Annotated in this window: 23 protein-coding genes; all 23 read right to left on the reverse strand. The window is 54.5% G+C overall.

The window, feature by feature from the left end:
* Nucleotides 1-501, reverse strand: a complete 501-nt coding sequence (gene rpsE, locus KGB21_RS23300; protein ID WP_003186035.1) for a 30S ribosomal protein S5 — start codon at nucleotides 499-501, stop codon at nucleotides 1-3.
* A gap of 3 nt (nucleotides 502-504) precedes the next feature.
* A complete protein-coding gene (gene rplR / locus KGB21_RS23305) occupies nucleotides 505-855 on the reverse strand; it encodes a 50S ribosomal protein L18 (RefSeq protein WP_003186037.1) in 351 nt (116 codons plus the stop codon).
* Between the two features lie 10 nt (nucleotides 856-865).
* Nucleotides 866-1,399: a 50S ribosomal protein L6 gene (rplF, locus tag KGB21_RS23310; protein WP_003176412.1), complete on the reverse strand. Its 534-nt coding sequence runs from the start codon at nucleotides 1,397-1,399 to the stop codon at nucleotides 866-868.
* A gap of 12 nt (nucleotides 1,400-1,411) precedes the next feature.
* A complete protein-coding gene (rpsH, locus tag KGB21_RS23315; RefSeq protein ID WP_003228724.1) occupies nucleotides 1,412-1,804 on the reverse strand; it encodes a 30S ribosomal protein S8 in 393 nt (130 codons plus the stop codon).
* Nucleotides 1,805-2,013: 209 nt separating this feature from the next.
* Nucleotides 2,014-2,319 carry a 30S ribosomal protein S14 gene (gene rpsN, locus KGB21_RS23320; protein ID WP_003176414.1) on the reverse strand — a complete coding sequence of 102 codons (306 nt, stop codon included), beginning with the start codon at nucleotides 2,317-2,319 and terminating at the stop codon, nucleotides 2,014-2,016.
* Between the two features lie 13 nt (nucleotides 2,320-2,332).
* Nucleotides 2,333-2,872, reverse strand: coding sequence for a 50S ribosomal protein L5 (gene rplE, locus KGB21_RS23325; protein ID WP_003210069.1), 540 nt, complete (start codon nucleotides 2,870-2,872; stop codon nucleotides 2,333-2,335).
* A gap of 22 nt (nucleotides 2,873-2,894) precedes the next feature.
* Complete coding sequence (gene rplX / locus KGB21_RS23330) at nucleotides 2,895-3,209, reverse strand: 50S ribosomal protein L24 (RefSeq protein WP_003176416.1); 315 nt, start codon at nucleotides 3,207-3,209, stop codon at nucleotides 2,895-2,897.
* Nucleotides 3,210-3,220: 11 nt separating this feature from the next.
* Nucleotides 3,221-3,589 carry a 50S ribosomal protein L14 gene (gene rplN / locus KGB21_RS23335; RefSeq protein WP_002555479.1) on the reverse strand — a complete coding sequence of 123 codons (369 nt, stop codon included), beginning with the start codon at nucleotides 3,587-3,589 and terminating at the stop codon, nucleotides 3,221-3,223.
* Between the two features lie 23 nt (nucleotides 3,590-3,612).
* On the reverse strand, nucleotides 3,613-3,879 hold the full coding sequence (gene rpsQ / locus KGB21_RS23340; RefSeq protein ID WP_003176419.1) for a 30S ribosomal protein S17: 267 nt from the start codon (nucleotides 3,877-3,879) through the stop codon (nucleotides 3,613-3,615).
* Nucleotides 3,880-3,881: 2 nt separating this feature from the next.
* On the reverse strand, nucleotides 3,882-4,073 hold the full coding sequence (rpmC, locus tag KGB21_RS23345; protein ID WP_002555481.1) for a 50S ribosomal protein L29: 192 nt from the start codon (nucleotides 4,071-4,073) through the stop codon (nucleotides 3,882-3,884).
* A complete protein-coding gene (gene rplP, locus KGB21_RS23350; RefSeq protein ID WP_003228729.1) occupies nucleotides 4,073-4,486 on the reverse strand; it encodes a 50S ribosomal protein L16 in 414 nt (137 codons plus the stop codon). The genes rpmC and rplP overlap by 1 nt, the downstream gene beginning before the upstream one ends.
* Nucleotides 4,487-4,498: 12 nt before the next feature.
* Complete coding sequence (gene rpsC, locus KGB21_RS23355) at nucleotides 4,499-5,185, reverse strand: 30S ribosomal protein S3 (protein WP_003176422.1); 687 nt, start codon at nucleotides 5,183-5,185, stop codon at nucleotides 4,499-4,501.
* A 13-nt stretch (nucleotides 5,186-5,198) separates the two neighbouring features.
* The gene (gene rplV / locus KGB21_RS23360) at nucleotides 5,199-5,531 is read right to left on the reverse strand and encodes a 50S ribosomal protein L22 (protein ID WP_003103908.1); all 333 of its coding nucleotides are present in this window, start codon (nucleotides 5,529-5,531) and stop codon (nucleotides 5,199-5,201) included.
* An 11-nt stretch (nucleotides 5,532-5,542) separates the two neighbouring features.
* The gene (gene rpsS, locus KGB21_RS23365) at nucleotides 5,543-5,818 is read right to left on the reverse strand and encodes a 30S ribosomal protein S19 (RefSeq protein WP_002555486.1); all 276 of its coding nucleotides are present in this window, start codon (nucleotides 5,816-5,818) and stop codon (nucleotides 5,543-5,545) included.
* Nucleotides 5,819-5,834: 16 nt separating this feature from the next.
* The gene (gene rplB, locus KGB21_RS23370) at nucleotides 5,835-6,659 is read right to left on the reverse strand and encodes a 50S ribosomal protein L2 (RefSeq protein ID WP_008018194.1); all 825 of its coding nucleotides are present in this window, start codon (nucleotides 6,657-6,659) and stop codon (nucleotides 5,835-5,837) included.
* Between the two features lie 14 nt (nucleotides 6,660-6,673).
* Entirely contained in the window at nucleotides 6,674-6,973 is a 300-nt protein-coding gene (rplW, locus tag KGB21_RS23375) for a 50S ribosomal protein L23 (RefSeq protein WP_002555488.1), read from the reverse strand.
* A complete protein-coding gene (gene rplD, locus KGB21_RS23380; RefSeq protein WP_003228735.1) occupies nucleotides 6,970-7,572 on the reverse strand; it encodes a 50S ribosomal protein L4 in 603 nt (200 codons plus the stop codon). The genes rplW and rplD overlap by 4 nt, the downstream gene beginning before the upstream one ends.
* Before the next feature lie 12 nt (nucleotides 7,573-7,584).
* Entirely contained in the window at nucleotides 7,585-8,220 is a 636-nt protein-coding gene (gene rplC, locus KGB21_RS23385) for a 50S ribosomal protein L3 (RefSeq protein ID WP_003186059.1), read from the reverse strand.
* Nucleotides 8,221-8,300: 80 nt separating this feature from the next.
* The gene (gene rpsJ, locus KGB21_RS23390) at nucleotides 8,301-8,612 is read right to left on the reverse strand and encodes a 30S ribosomal protein S10 (RefSeq protein ID WP_003186070.1); all 312 of its coding nucleotides are present in this window, start codon (nucleotides 8,610-8,612) and stop codon (nucleotides 8,301-8,303) included.
* A 158-nt stretch (nucleotides 8,613-8,770) separates the two neighbouring features.
* Nucleotides 8,771-9,964 (reverse strand): elongation factor Tu, encoded by a 1,194-nt coding sequence (gene tuf, locus KGB21_RS23395; RefSeq protein WP_034148074.1) that lies wholly within the window; start codon nucleotides 9,962-9,964, stop codon nucleotides 8,771-8,773.
* Nucleotides 9,965-9,994: 30 nt separating this feature from the next.
* Entirely contained in the window at nucleotides 9,995-12,100 is a 2,106-nt protein-coding gene (gene fusA, locus KGB21_RS23400) for an elongation factor G (RefSeq protein WP_034148075.1), read from the reverse strand.
* Nucleotides 12,101-12,130: 30 nt separating this feature from the next.
* Complete coding sequence (gene rpsG, locus KGB21_RS23405; protein WP_002555493.1) at nucleotides 12,131-12,601, reverse strand: 30S ribosomal protein S7; 471 nt, start codon at nucleotides 12,599-12,601, stop codon at nucleotides 12,131-12,133.
* A 118-nt stretch (nucleotides 12,602-12,719) separates the two neighbouring features.
* A complete protein-coding gene (gene rpsL, locus KGB21_RS23410) occupies nucleotides 12,720-13,091 on the reverse strand; it encodes a 30S ribosomal protein S12 (RefSeq protein WP_002555494.1) in 372 nt (123 codons plus the stop codon).
* Nucleotides 13,092-13,253 lie beyond the last annotated feature (162 nt).

Below are 13,253 nucleotides of genomic sequence, written 5' to 3' on the forward strand. Positions count from 1 at the left end.
TCAGAAGATCTCCTTGACGCTTTTGCCACGCTTGGCGGCAATGGATTCAGGAGACTGCATTGCTTTCAAACCCTTGAAAGTGGCGTGAACCACGTTTACAGGGTTAGTCGAGCCGTAGCACTTGGCCAGAACGTTCTGAACGCCAGCAACTTCGAGAACGGCACGCATTGCGCCGCCAGCGATGATACCGGTACCTTCAGAAGCAGGCTGCATGTACACCTTCGAAGCGCCGTGAGCGGACTTCATTGCGTACTGCAGAGTGGTGCCGTTCAGATCAACCTGGATCATGTTGCGGCGAGCAGCTTCCATTGCCTTCTGGATCGCAGCAGGCACTTCACGCGACTTGCCACGGCCGAAGCCAACACGGCCTTTACCATCACCAACCACGGTCAACGCGGTGAAAGTGAAGATACGGCCGCCTTTAACGGTTTTGGCTACGCGGTTAACTTGAACCAGCTTCTCGATGTAGCCTTCGTCGCGCTTTTGGTCGTTATTTGACATAACTTAGAACTCCAGCCCAGCTTCACGAGCAGCATCAGCCAGCGCTTTAACGCGGCCGTGGTACTTGAAGCCAGAGCGGTCGAAAGCCACCTGCGAGACGCCAGCGGCCTTAGCACGCGTAGCGACCAGCTGGCCAACCTTAGTGGCCGCGTCGATGTTGCCAGTGGCGCCATCACGCAGTTCTTTATCCAAAGTCGAGGCACTTGCCAGGACTTTGTTGCCGTCGGCCGAAATGACCTGGGCGTAGATGTGCTGCGAAGAGCGGAACACGCAGAGACGCACGACTTCGAGTTCGTGCATTTTCAGGCGTGCTTTGCGAGCGCGACGCAGTCGAGTAACTTTTTTGTCGGTCATTTGCTATGCCCTACTTCTTCTTGGCTTCTTTACGACGGACGACTTCGTCCGCGTAGCGCACACCTTTGCCTTTGTACGGCTCTGGTGGACGGAAGTCGCGGATCTCGGCGGCCACTTGACCTACCAGCTGCTTGTCGATGCCCTTGATAAGGATATCGGTCTGGCTAGGAGTCTCAGCGGTGATGCCTTCCGGCAGTTCGTAATCCACTGGGTGCGAGAAGCCAAGAGCCAGGTTCAGCACTGTGCCTTTTGCTTGCGCTTTGTAACCAACACCGACCAGCTGGAGCTTGCGCTCGAAGCCTTGGCTTACGCCTTGGACCATGTTGTTTACCAACGCACGAGTGGTACCAGCCATTGCGCGAGTCTGTTGATCGCCATTGCGAGCAGCGAAACGCAGCTCACCAGCTTCTTCAACGATCTCAACGGACGAATGGATGTTCAGTTCGAGAGTGCCCTTGGCACCCTTCACCGAAAGCTGTTGGCCTGCGAATTTTACTTCGACACCGGCTGGCAGCTTAACGGGGTTCTTAGCGACGCGAGACATGCTTATCCCCCCTTAGAACACAGTGCAAAGAACTTCGCCGCCGACACCGGCAGCGCGCGCAGCACGATCAGTCATCACACCCTTGTTGGTGGAGACGATAGACACACCGAGACCGCCACGAACTTTCGGCAGATCTTCGACGGACTTGTACTGACGCAGGCCTGGACGGCTAACGCGCTTCACTTCTTCGATAACCGGACGGCCTTCGAAATATTTCAGCTCGATAGACAGCAGTGGTTTGGTTTCGCTGCTGATCTGATAACCCGCAATGTAACCTTCGTCCTTCAGGACTTTGGCAACAGCTACCTTCAAAGTAGAAGATGGCATGCTTACGACGGACTTTTCAGCCATCTGGGCATTACGGATTCGAGTTAGCATGTCCGCTAACGGGTCCTGCATACTCATGGGCTAGACGCTCCTAATACAGAAAAATTAGCCTTGCGGCTACTACGTGTCGCCGAGAATCTCCGAGCAAAGAAAACACGGGCTCAGGCGAGCCGGGTATTCTAGACACACCCCGGAAATGAATCAAGCCCCAAAAGGGGCTTGATTCAGATTCAAGGCCACCGGCGGTCAGGATCTTGCGAACCTGAACACCGAGACTTTGAAAGTACTTACCAGCTGGCTTTAACCAGACCTGGTACGTCACCACGCATTGCCGCTTCACGCAGCTTGTTACGGCCGAGGCCGAACTTGCGGTAAACGCCGTGTGGACGACCAGTCAGGCGGCAGCGGTTACGCATGCGCGAAGCGCTTGCGTCACGTGGCTGCTTCTGCAGGGCAACTGTAGCTTCCCAACGTGCTTCTGGACTTGCGTTCAGATCAACGATGATTGCTTTCAGTGCTGCACGCTTCTTGGCGTACTTGGCAACCGTGAGCTGACGCTTCAGCTCGCGGTTTTTCATGCTCATCTTGGCCATGGTCCTACTCCAATCAGTTGCGGAACGGGAATTTGAACGCACGCAGCAGAGCGCGGCCTTCATCATCGTTCTTGGCAGTGGTGGTCAGGGTGATGTCCAGACCGCGGAGAGCATCGATCTTGTCGTAGTCGATTTCCGGGAAGATGATCTGCTCTTTTACGCCCATGCTGTAGTTACCACGACCATCGAAGGACTTGGCATTCAGGCCGCGGAAGTCGCGAACCCGAGGCAGGGAGATCGACAGCAGACGATCCAGGAACTCGTACATACGCTCACGGCGCAGGGTCACTTTGACGCCGATCGGCCAACCTTCACGGACTTTAAAGCCAGCGATGGATTTGCGAGCGTAGGTCACAACGACTTTCTGGCCGGTGATCTTTTCCAGGTCAGCAACAGCGTGCTCGATGACTTTTTTGTCGCCGATCGCTTCGCCCAGACCCATGTTCAGGGTGATTTTGGTAACGCGCGGAACTTCCATCACGTTCGAAAGCTTAAGTTCTTCCTTAAGTTTCGGAGCAATTTCCTTCCGGTAAATCTCTTTTAGTCGTGCCATGGTCTCATCTACCTAGCAGTGTTCAAGCATCAACCGCTTTTTGGGTCGACTTGAAGACACGAATTTTCTTGCCGTCTTCTACTTTGAAACCAACGCGGTCAGCCTTGTTGGTTTCGCCGTTGAAAATGGCGACGTTAGAAGCATCCAGCGGAGCTTCTTTCTCGACGATACCGCCCTGCACGCCCGACATCGGGTTAGGCTTGGTATGACGCTTGACCAGGTTCAGACCACCAATAACCAGACGGTTGTTAGCGAGAACCTTAAGCACCTTACCGCGCTTACCTTTGTCTTTGCCGGCGATCACGATGATCTCGTCGTCACGACGAATCTTTTGCATGTCGGATCTCCTTACAGCACTTCTGGGGCGAGCGAGACGATCTTCATGAACTTCTCAGTACGAAGTTCACGGGTCACTGGCCCAAAGATACGGGTGCCGATCGGCTCTTGCTTGTTGTTCAGAAGAACAGCAGCGTTGCCATCAAAGCGGATAATGGAGCCATCAGCACGGCGTACACCGTGACGAGTGCGGACCACAACAGCAGTCATCACTTGGCCTTTTTTCACTTTACCGCGAGGAATTGCTTCCTTGACGGTAACTTTGATGATGTCACCGATACCAGCGTAACGACGATGGGAGCCACCCAGCACCTTGATGCACATAACACGGCGAGCGCCGCTGTTATCGGCCACATCGAGCATGGATTGAGTCTGAATCATATAATTTCTCCGACCCCTAGTCCTTAGACTTCCACAGCGCGTTCGAGAACATCAACCAGCGCCCAAGACTTGGTCTTGGCCAAAGGACGAGTTTCACGAATAGTGACTTTGTCGCCGATGTGGCACTGATTGGTTTCGTCGTGCGCGTGCAGCTTAGTCGAACGCTTAACGTATTTACCGTAGATCGGGTGCTTAACGCGACGCTCGATCAGAACGGTGATGGTTTTGTCCATCTTGTCGCTGACAACACGGCCAGTCAGCGTACGGACAGTTTTTTCGGCTTCAGCCATGATTACTTACCTGCCTGCTGGTTGAGCACAGTCTTCACGCGAGCGATGTCACGCTTAACTTGCGAGAGCAGATGAGACTGCCCCAACTGGCCAGTTGCTTTCTGCATACGCAGATTGAACTGGTCGCGCAGCAGGCCGAGCAGTTGCTCGTTCAGCTGCTGTGCGGATTTTTCACGAAGTTCATTCGCTTTCATCACATCACCGTCCGTTTAACAAAGGAGGTGGCGAGCGGCAGCTTTGCAGCAGCCAGGGCGAAAGCCTCACGCGCCAGCTCTTCAGAAACACCCTCGATTTCATACAGGACTTTGCCTGGCTGAATCTGGGCAACCCAGTATTCCACGTTACCCTTACCTTTACCCATCCGAACCTCGAGAGGCTTTTTGGAGATCGGCTTGTCCGGGAATACACGGATCCAGATCTTGCCGCCACGTTTTACGTGACGGGTCAGAGCACGACGCGCTGACTCGATCTGACGAGCGGTGAGACGACCACGAGCAACAGACTTCAGCGCGAACTCGCCGAAGCTGACTTTGCTACCGCGCAATGCCAGGCCACGGTTGTGACCAGTCATTTGCTTGCGGAACTTCGTACGCTTTGGTTGCAACATTTGGCGTACCCCTTACTTAGCAGCTTTTTTACGAGGCGCTGGTGCTTGTGGTTTCAGTTCTTCTTGGCGACCACCAATTACTTCGCCTTTGAAGATCCAAACCTTTACACCGATCACACCGTAGGTGGTGTGAGCTTCGTAGTTGGCATAGTCGATGTCGGCACGCAGGGTGTGCAGTGGCACACGACCTTCGCGATACCATTCAGTACGTGCGATTTCAGCACCGCCGAGACGACCGCTCACTTGGATTTTGATGCCTTTGGCACCAATGCGCATGGCGTTCTGTACAGCGCGCTTCATAGCGCGACGGAACATTACGCGACGCTCCAGCTGCTGAGCTACGCTCTGCGCAACCAGCATACCGTCGAGCTCCGGCTTGCGGATCTCTTCGATATTGATGTGCACAGGCACACCCATTTGCTTGGTCAGGTCCTGACGCAGTTTCTCAACATCTTCACCTTTCTTCCCGATAACGATACCTGGACGAGCGGTGTGGATGGTGATACGTGCAGTTTGGGCCGGACGATGGATATCGATACGGCTTACGGACGCGCTTTTTAGTTTGTCTTGGAGATACTCACGCACCTTCAGATCAGCGAACAAGTAGTCCGCATAAGTCCGACCGTCTGCGTACCAGACGGAGGTGTGCTCCTTGACGATTCCCAGGCGAATGCCAATGGGATGTACTTTCTGACCCATCTCTTCGACTCCGTTACTTGTCAGCAACCTTGACAGTGATATGGCAAGACCGCTTGACGATGCGATCAGCACGGCCTTTGGCACGTGGCATGATGCGCTTCAGCGAACGCCCTTCGTTGACGAAAACGGTGCTGACCTTCAGGTCATCAACGTCTGCGCCTTCGTTATGCTCGGCGTTGGCTACGGCCGACTCCAGCACTTTCTTCATGATCTCGGCGGCTTTCTTACTGCTGAAAGCCAACAGGTTGAGCGCTTCGCCCACCTTCTTCCCGCGGATCTGGTCGGCGACCAAGCGGGCTTTCTGGGCGGAGATTCGAGCGCCCGACAACTTAGCGGCTACTTCCATTTCCTAACCCCTTAACGCTTGGCTTTCTTGTCTGCCACGTGCCCACGATAAGTGCGGGTACCGGCGAACTCGCCCAGTTTGTGGCCGACCATGTCTTCGTTAACGAGAACTGGGACGTGTTGACGACCGTTGTGTACTGCGATGGTCAGACCGACCATTTGTGGCAGGATCATCGAACGACGCGACCAGGTTTTAACTGGTTTGCGATCGTTCTTTTCCGCCGCCACTTCGATCTTCTTCAGTAGGTGAAGATCGATAAAAGGACCTTTTTTCAGAGAACGTGGCACTGTCGTATCCCTCTATTTACTTGCGACGACGGACGATCATTTTGTCGGTACGCTTATTACCACGAGTCTTCGCGCCCTTAGTCGGGAAGCCCCATGGCGATACCGGATGACGACCACCAGAGGTACGACCTTCACCACCACCATGTGGGTGGTCAACCGGGTTCATGGCAACACCACGAACGGTTGGGCGAACGCCACGCCAGCGTTTGGCACCAGCTTTACCCAGCGAACGCAGGCTGTGCTCGGAGTTCGAGACTTCGCCCAAGGTCGCGCGGCACTCAGCCAGCACTTTACGCATCTCACCAGAACGCAGACGCAGGGTCACGTAGACACCTTCACGAGCGATCAGCTGAGCCGAAGCACCAGCGGAACGAGCGATCTGAGCGCCTTTACCTGGCTTCAATTCGATGCCGTGTACGGTAGAACCGACTGGAATGTTGCGCAGTTGCAGAGCGTTGCCTGGCTTGATTGGAGCCAGGGCACCTGCGATCAGCGTGTCGCCAGCACTCACGCCTTTAGGGGCGATGATGTAGCGGCGCTCGCCGTCTGCGTAGCAGAGCAGTGCGATGTGAGCAGTACGGTTTGGATCGTATTCGATACGCTCGACAGTGGCGACGATGCCATCTTTGTCGTTGCGACGGAAATCGACCATACGGTAATGCTGCTTATGACCACCACCGATGTGACGAGTGGTAATACGGCCATTGTTGTTACGACCACCAGTCTTCGACTTCTTCTCGAGCAGCGGTGCGTGAGGAGCGCCTTTATGCAGCTCCTGGTTGACCACCTTGACCACAAAACGGCGGCCAGGGGAAGTCGGTTTGCATTTAACGATTGCCATGATGCACCCCTTCCTTACTCAGCACTGCTGCTGAAATCGAGATCTTGGCCTGGCTGAAGGGAGATAACTGCCTTCTTCCAGTCATTACGCTTGCCCAGACCGCGAGCAGTGCGCTTGCTCTTACCCAGAACATTCAGGGTAGTAACACGCTCTACTTTCACGCTGAACAGGCTTTCGACGGCCTTCTTGATTTCCAGCTTGGTTGCGTCAGTAGCAACCTTGAAAACGAACTGGCCTTTCTTGTCTGCCAGAACCGTAGCCTTCTCGGAAACGTGCGGGCCAAGCAGAACTTTAAATACGCGTTCCTGGTTCATCCCAGCAGCTCCTCGAATTTCTTCACGGCCGACACGGTGATCAACACCTTGTCGTATGCGATCAGACTAACTGGATCGGAACCTTGCACGTCACGTACATCTACGTGTGGCAGGTTACGAGCAGCCAGGTACAGGTTCTGATCAACAGCGTCCGACACGATCAAAACGTCGGTCAGGCTCATGTTGTTCAGTTTGCCCAGCAGGTCTTTGGTTTTCGGCGTCTCAACGGCGAAATCCTGAACCACGACCAGACGATCAGTACGCACCAGCTCAGCAAGGATGGAACGCATTGCTGCGCGATACATCTTCTTGTTCAGCTTCTGGGAGTGATCCTGAGGACGAGCTGCGAAAGTGGTACCGCCGCCACGCCAGATTGGGCTACGGATAGTACCGGCACGAGCACGGCCAGTACCTTTCTGACGCCATGGGCGCTTACCGCCACCACGAACGTCGGAACGGGTCTTTTGCTGCTTGGAACCCTGGCGACCGCCGGCCATGTAGGCCACGACTGCTTGGTGAACCAGCGTCTCGTTGAATTCGCCGCCAAATGTCAGCTCGGAAACTTCGATCGCTTGAGCGTCATTTACATTTAATTGCATGTCAGCTTCCCCTTAACCGCGAGCCTTGGCTGCTGGACGTACAACCAAGTTGCCGCCAGTAGCGCCAGGAACAGCGCCCTTGACCAACAACAGATTGCGTTCAGCGTCCACGCGCACTACTTCGAGGGACTGCACGGTCACGCGCTCAGCGCCCATATGACCGGACATTTTTTTGCCCTTGAATACACGACCAGGAGTCTGGCACTGGCCGATAGAGCCTGGAACGCGGTGGGATACGGAGTTACCGTGGGTGTTATCTTGCCCGCGGAAATTCCAACGCTTGATCGTACCCTGGAAGCCTTTACCCTTGGACTGACCGGTTACATCAACCAGTTGACCAGCGGCGAAGATTTCAGCGTTGATCAGATCGCCGGCCTGGTACTCGCCTTCTTCAAGGCGGAATTCCATTACGGTACGACCAGCGGCAACGTTCGCTTTAGCGAAGTGGCCAGCTTGAGCTGCTGTTACACGCGAAGCACGACGCTCGCCGACAGTGACTTGCACTGCACGATAGCCATCGGTCTCTTCAGTTTTGAACTGGGTGACGCGATTCGGCTCGATCTCAATGACCGTGACCGGAATGGAGACACCTTCTTCGGTGAAAATACGGGTCATACCGCATTTACGACCGACTACACCAATAGTCATGTTGTAAACCTCATGAGTGTACGGGGCTTTCACCCGCTATGGCCGCCCATTTCAGAGCGTTACACGACTAAGACCGAGTCTTAGCCGAGGCTGATCTGCACTTCCACACCGGCCGCAAGATCAAGCTTCATAAGTGCATCAACGGTTTTATCCGTTGGCTGGACGATGTCCAGAACGCGCTTATGAGTACGGATCTCGTACTGGTCACGCGCGTCTTTGTTGACGTGCGGGGAGACCAGAACGGTGAACCGCTCTTTACGGGTAGGCAGTGGAATTGGACCACGCACTTGAGCACCAGTACGTTTCGCGGTTTCCACGATTTCCTGGGTGGATTGGTCGATCAGGCGATGGTCGAAAGCCTTCAACCTGATACGGATTTGCTGATTTTGCATTGGATTTCAGACTCCGGCTGCTATTCCCACCGGGCGCAATACGCCCGTTAAAAGGAGGCGCAATTCTATAGACGCCCCAGATAGGTGTCAACCCAATAAAAAAGGCCCCCGCTGAGCGGGGGCCTTTTCAAAACATCAAAGCTATCTCGGCGAGGAGATTACTCGATGATTTTAGCTACAACGCCAGCACCAACGGTACGGCCGCCTTCACGGATAGCGAAGCGCAGACCGTCTTCCATTGCGATGGTTTTGATCAGGGTAACAGTCATCTGAATGTTGTCACCTGGCATTACCATTTCAACGCCTTCTGGCAGCTCGCAGTTACCGGTCACGTCAGTAGTACGGAAGTAGAACTGTGGACGGTAGCCTTTGAAGAACGGAGTGTGACGACCGCCTTCTTCCTTGCTCAGAACGTAAACTTCTGCGGTGAACTTGGTGTGCGGCTTAACCGAACCTGGCTTAACCAGAACCTGACCACGCTCAACGTCGTCACGCTTGGTGCCACGCAGCAGAACGCCACAGTTCTCGCCAGCACGACCTTCGTCGAGCAGCTTGCGGAACATCTCAACACCGGTGCAGGTGGTGGTGGTGGTGTCACGCAGACCAACGATTTCCAGCGCATCTTGAACGCGAACGATACCGCGCTCGATACGACCAGTCACAACAGTACCGCGACCCGAGATCGAGAATACGTCTTCGATTGGCATCAGGAACGGCTTGTCGATAGCACGCTCTGGTTCTGGGATGTAGCTGTCCAGAGTTTCAACCAGTTTACGAACGGCAGTGGTGCCCATTTCGTTGTCGTCTTTGCCTTCCAGCGCCATACGAGCCGAACCGATGATGATTGGAGTGTCATCGCCCGGGAAGTCGTAGGTGGACAGCAGGTCGCGAACTTCCATCTCAACCAGTTCCAGCAGCTCAGCGTCGTCTACCAGGTCAGCCTTGTTCAGGAAAACCACGATGTACGGAACGCCTACCTGACGGGACAGCAGGATGTGCTCACGGGTTTGTGGCATCGGACCATCAGCGGCCGAGCAAACCAGGATCGCGCCGTCCATCTGGGCAGCACCGGTGATCATGTTCTTCACGTAGTCCGCGTGACCTGGGCAGTCAACGTGAGCGTAGTGACGAATCTTCGAGTTGTACTCGACGTGCGCGGTGTTGATGGTGATACCACGAGCTTTTTCTTCTGGAGCGCTGTCGATTTTATCGAAATCAACGATTGCAGAACCGAAAACTTCGGAGCAAACGCGAGTCAGAGCTGCGGTCAGAGTGGTTTTACCGTGGTCAACGTGACCGATGGTGCCAACGTTGACGTGCGGTAGGGAACGATCAAATTTTTCTTTAGCCACGACAATTAACTCCTTGCCTAAAGGACTGAATCAGCCTTGTTTTTTGGTAACGGTTTCGACGATGTGCGACGGAGCCGTATTGTATTTTTTGAATTCCATAGAGTAGCTTGCGCGACCCTGGGACATCGAACGAACGTCGGTCGCATAACCGAACATCTCGCCCAACGGAACTTCAGCACGGATAACCTTACCGGAAACCGTATCTTCCATACCCAGAATCATGCCGCGACGACGGTTAAGGTCGCCCATCACGTCACCCATATAGTCTTCAGGCGTAACAACCTCTACCGCCATGATCGGCTCAAGCAACTCACCACCGCCCTTTTGGGCCAGTTGCTTGGTAGCCATGGAAGCAGCCACCTTAAACGCCATCTCGTTCGAGTCGACGTCGTGGTAAGAACCATCAAACACGGTAGCCTTCAGGCCGATCAGCGGATAGCCGGCAACAACACCGTTCTTCATCTGCTCTTCGATACCCTTCTGGATAGCCGGGATGTATTCCTTAGGAACCACACCACCCACTACTTCGTTCACGAATTGCAGACCTTCCTGACCTTCGTCAGCAGGTGCAAAACGGATCCAGCAATGACCGAACTGGCCACGACCGCCGGACTGACGAACGAACTTGCCTTCGATTTCACAGTTCTTCGTGATGCGCTCACGATAGGAAACCTGAGGCTTACCGATGTTGGCTTCGACGTTGAACTCACGGCGCATCCGGTCAACCAGGATGTCCAGGTGCAACTCGCCCATGCCGGAGATGATCGTTTGACCAGTCTCTTCATCAGTTTTTACGCGGAAAGACGGGTCTTCCTGAGCAAGCTTGCCCAGAGCGATACCCATTTTTTCCTGGTCATCCTTGGTCTTAGGCTCAACGGCAACCGAAATAACCGGCTCCGGGAAGTCCATGCGAACCAGGATGATTGGCTTGTCAGCGTTGCACAAAGTTTCGCCAGTGGTGACGTCCTTCATGCCGATCAAGGCCGCGATGTCACCAGCGCGTACTTCCTTGATTTCTTCACGGGCGTTTGCGTGCATTTGCACCATACGACCCACGCGCTCTTTCTTGCCTTTAACCGAGTTGATCACGCCGTCGCCGGAGGCCAACACGCCCGAGTAAACGCGGACGAAGGTCAAGGTACCCACGAATGGGTCGGTAGCGATCTTGAACGCCAGAGCCGAGAACGGCTCGTTGTCGTCTGCATGACGCTCCATCATTTCTTCCTCGTTATCAGGGTTGGAACCCTTGATAGCAGGAATGTCGACTGGAGCCGGCAGGTAGTCGATAACGGCGTCGAGAACCAGGGGAACGCCCTTGTTCTTGAAGGAAGAACCGCAAACAGCCAAGACGATTTCGCCAGCGATAGTACGCTGACGCAGAGCGGCCTTGATTTCCTCGATGGTGAGCTCTTCACCTTCCAGGTACTTGTTCATCAGCTCTTCGCTGGCTTCGGCAGCAGCCTCAACCATGTTGCTGCGCCACTCTTCAGCCAGCTCCTGCAGTTCAGCAGGGATAGCTTCGCGACGTGGAGTCATGCCCTTGTCAGCATCGTTCCAGTAAACCGCTTCCATGGTCATCAGATCGATCTGACCCTGGAAGTTGTCTTCGGAACCGATAGCCAACTGGATCGGCACCGGAGTGTGACCCAGACGCTGCTTGATCTGAGCGATCACGCGCAGGAAGTTCGCGCCAGCACGGTCCATTTTGTTCACGTAAACGATACGTGGAACACCGTACTTGTTGGCTTGACGCCATACGGTTTCGGACTGAGGCTCAACGCCGGAAGTACCACAGAACACAACCACCGCGCCGTCGAGTACGCGCAGGGAACGTTCAACTTCAATGGTGAAGTCTACGTGACCCGGGGTATCGATGACGTTGAAGCGGTATTGGTCCTTGTGCTGCTTCGCAGAACCCTGCCAAAAGGCGGTAATAGCAGCAGAAGTAATGGTAATACCACGCTCCTGCTCCTGAACCATCCAGTCGGTGGTCGCAGCGCCATCATGCACTTCGCCCATCTTGTGGCTTTTGCCAGTGTAAAAAAGGACGCGCTCGGTGGTGGTGGTTTTACCAGCATCCACGTGAGCAACGATACCAATGTTACGGTAGCGATTAATCGGTGTAGTACGAGCCATAAAGCCCTCGCAAAATTAGTGACGCTAAAATTAGAAGCGGTAGTGCGAGAAAGCTTTGTTAGCTTCAGCCATACGGTGCACGTCTTCACGCTTCTTAACTGCAGCACCTTTACCTTCGGCAGCGTCCAACAGTTCGCCAGCCAAACGCAGAGCCATAGACTTCTCGCCGCGCTTACGGGCGAAGTCTACCAACCAGCGCATTGCCAGAGCGTTACGACGGGACGGACGAACTTCAACCGGAACCTGGTAAGTAGCACCGCCTACACGGCGCGACTTTACTTCGACCAGCGGAGCGATGGCGTCGAGAGCTTTCTCGAAGATTTCCAGGGGGTCGCTGTTCTTGCGTTCTTTAACCTTTTCCAGCGCGCCATAAACGATACGCTCGGCAACGGCTTTCTTGCCGCTTTCCATCACGTGGTTCATGAACTTGGCCAGGATTTGGCTTCCGTATTTTGGATCGTCAAGCACTTCGCGCTTGGCTGCTACGCGTCTTCTTGGCATGGATAAGCCCTCAAACGGTCTTCAGGTTCGCTCGGAATCGGTGCCCTTGCGGGACGCCTCCGACCTTACTCTTATCGACTCAGAAAAATAGAAAATCAGTTTTTACAAAAAGCCGCTACTACTTAGGCTTCTTGGTACCGTACTTCGAACGACCCTGGTTACGACCTTTAACGCCGGAAGTATCCAAAGAACCGCGAACGGTGTGGTAACGAACACCTGGCAAGTCTTTTACACGACCGCCGCGGATCAGTACCACGCTGTGCTCTTGCAGGTTGTGGCCTTCACCACCGATGTACGAGGAAACCTCGAAACCGTTGGTCAGACGCACACGGCATACTTTACGCAGTGCCGAGTTAGGTTTTTTCGGCGTGGTGGTGTACACACGGGTGCACACGCCACGGCGTTGCGGGCAGTTCTGCAGCGCAGGCACGTCGGATTTCTCGACGATACGCTTACGCGGCTGACGTACCAGCTGGTTGATAGTTGCCATCTACTAGCTCCACTGTTGTCTTGCGACGCTATTGTCTTGCAAGAAAAGCAAAATGGCAGGAACGAATTCCCGCCAAATTTAGGGGTACAAGAGTCTAAAGAGGATCTTGCCCCCAGTCAAGGCAAGGCCCCGCCCTCCCCGCTCATCCAACCTCGACAAATT

Source organism: Pseudomonas sp. GL-RE-29 (assembly GCF_019947275.1).
Taxonomy (GTDB): Bacteria; Pseudomonadota; Gammaproteobacteria; order Pseudomonadales; family Pseudomonadaceae; genus Aquipseudomonas; species Aquipseudomonas fluorescens_A.

Coding starts and splice junctions, on each gene's coding strand:
- rpsE (WP_003186035.1), bottom strand. CDS start 501: ATGTCAAATAACGACCAAAAGCGCGACGAAGGCTACATCGAGAAGCTG.
- rplR (WP_003186037.1), bottom strand. CDS start 855: ATGACCGACAAAAAAGTTACTCGACTGCGTCGCGCTCGCAAAGCACGC.
- rplF (WP_003176412.1), bottom strand. CDS start 1,399: ATGTCTCGCGTCGCTAAGAACCCCGTTAAGCTGCCAGCCGGTGTCGAA.
- rpsH (WP_003228724.1), bottom strand. CDS start 1,804: ATGAGTATGCAGGACCCGTTAGCGGACATGCTAACTCGAATCCGTAAT.
- rpsN (WP_003176414.1), bottom strand. CDS start 2,319: ATGGCCAAGATGAGCATGAAAAACCGCGAGCTGAAGCGTCAGCTCACG.
- rplE (WP_003210069.1), bottom strand. CDS start 2,872: ATGGCACGACTAAAAGAGATTTACCGGAAGGAAATTGCTCCGAAACTT.
- rplX (WP_003176416.1), bottom strand. CDS start 3,209: ATGCAAAAGATTCGTCGTGACGACGAGATCATCGTGATCGCCGGCAAA.
- rplN (WP_002555479.1), bottom strand. CDS start 3,589: ATGATTCAGACTCAATCCATGCTCGATGTGGCCGATAACAGCGGCGCT.
- rpsQ (WP_003176419.1), bottom strand. CDS start 3,879: ATGGCTGAAGCCGAAAAAACTGTCCGTACGCTGACTGGCCGTGTTGTC.
- rpmC (WP_002555481.1), bottom strand. CDS start 4,073: ATGAAAGCGAATGAACTTCGTGAAAAATCCGCACAGCAGCTGAACGAG.
- rplP (WP_003228729.1), bottom strand. CDS start 4,486: ATGTTGCAACCAAAGCGTACGAAGTTCCGCAAGCAAATGACTGGTCAC.
- rpsC (WP_003176422.1), bottom strand. CDS start 5,185: ATGGGTCAGAAAGTACATCCCATTGGCATTCGCCTGGGAATCGTCAAG.
- rplV (WP_003103908.1), bottom strand. CDS start 5,531: ATGGAAGTAGCCGCTAAGTTGTCGGGCGCTCGAATCTCCGCCCAGAAA.
- rplB (WP_008018194.1), bottom strand. CDS start 6,659: ATGGCAATCGTTAAATGCAAACCGACTTCCCCTGGCCGCCGTTTTGTG.
- rplW (WP_002555488.1), bottom strand. CDS start 6,973: ATGAACCAGGAACGCGTATTTAAAGTTCTGCTTGGCCCGCACGTTTCC.
- rplD (WP_003228735.1), bottom strand. CDS start 7,572: ATGCAATTAAATGTAAATGACGCTCAAGCGATCGAAGTTTCCGAGCTG.
- rplC (WP_003186059.1), bottom strand. CDS start 8,220: ATGACTATTGGTGTAGTCGGTCGTAAATGCGGTATGACCCGTATTTTC.
- rpsJ (WP_003186070.1), bottom strand. CDS start 8,612: ATGCAAAATCAGCAAATCCGTATCAGGTTGAAGGCTTTCGACCATCGC.
- fusA (WP_034148075.1), bottom strand. CDS start 12,100: ATGGCTCGTACTACACCGATTAATCGCTACCGTAACATTGGTATCGTT.
- rpsG (WP_002555493.1), bottom strand. CDS start 12,601: ATGCCAAGAAGACGCGTAGCAGCCAAGCGCGAAGTGCTTGACGATCCA.
- rpsL (WP_002555494.1), bottom strand. CDS start 13,091: ATGGCAACTATCAACCAGCTGGTACGTCAGCCGCGTAAGCGTATCGTC.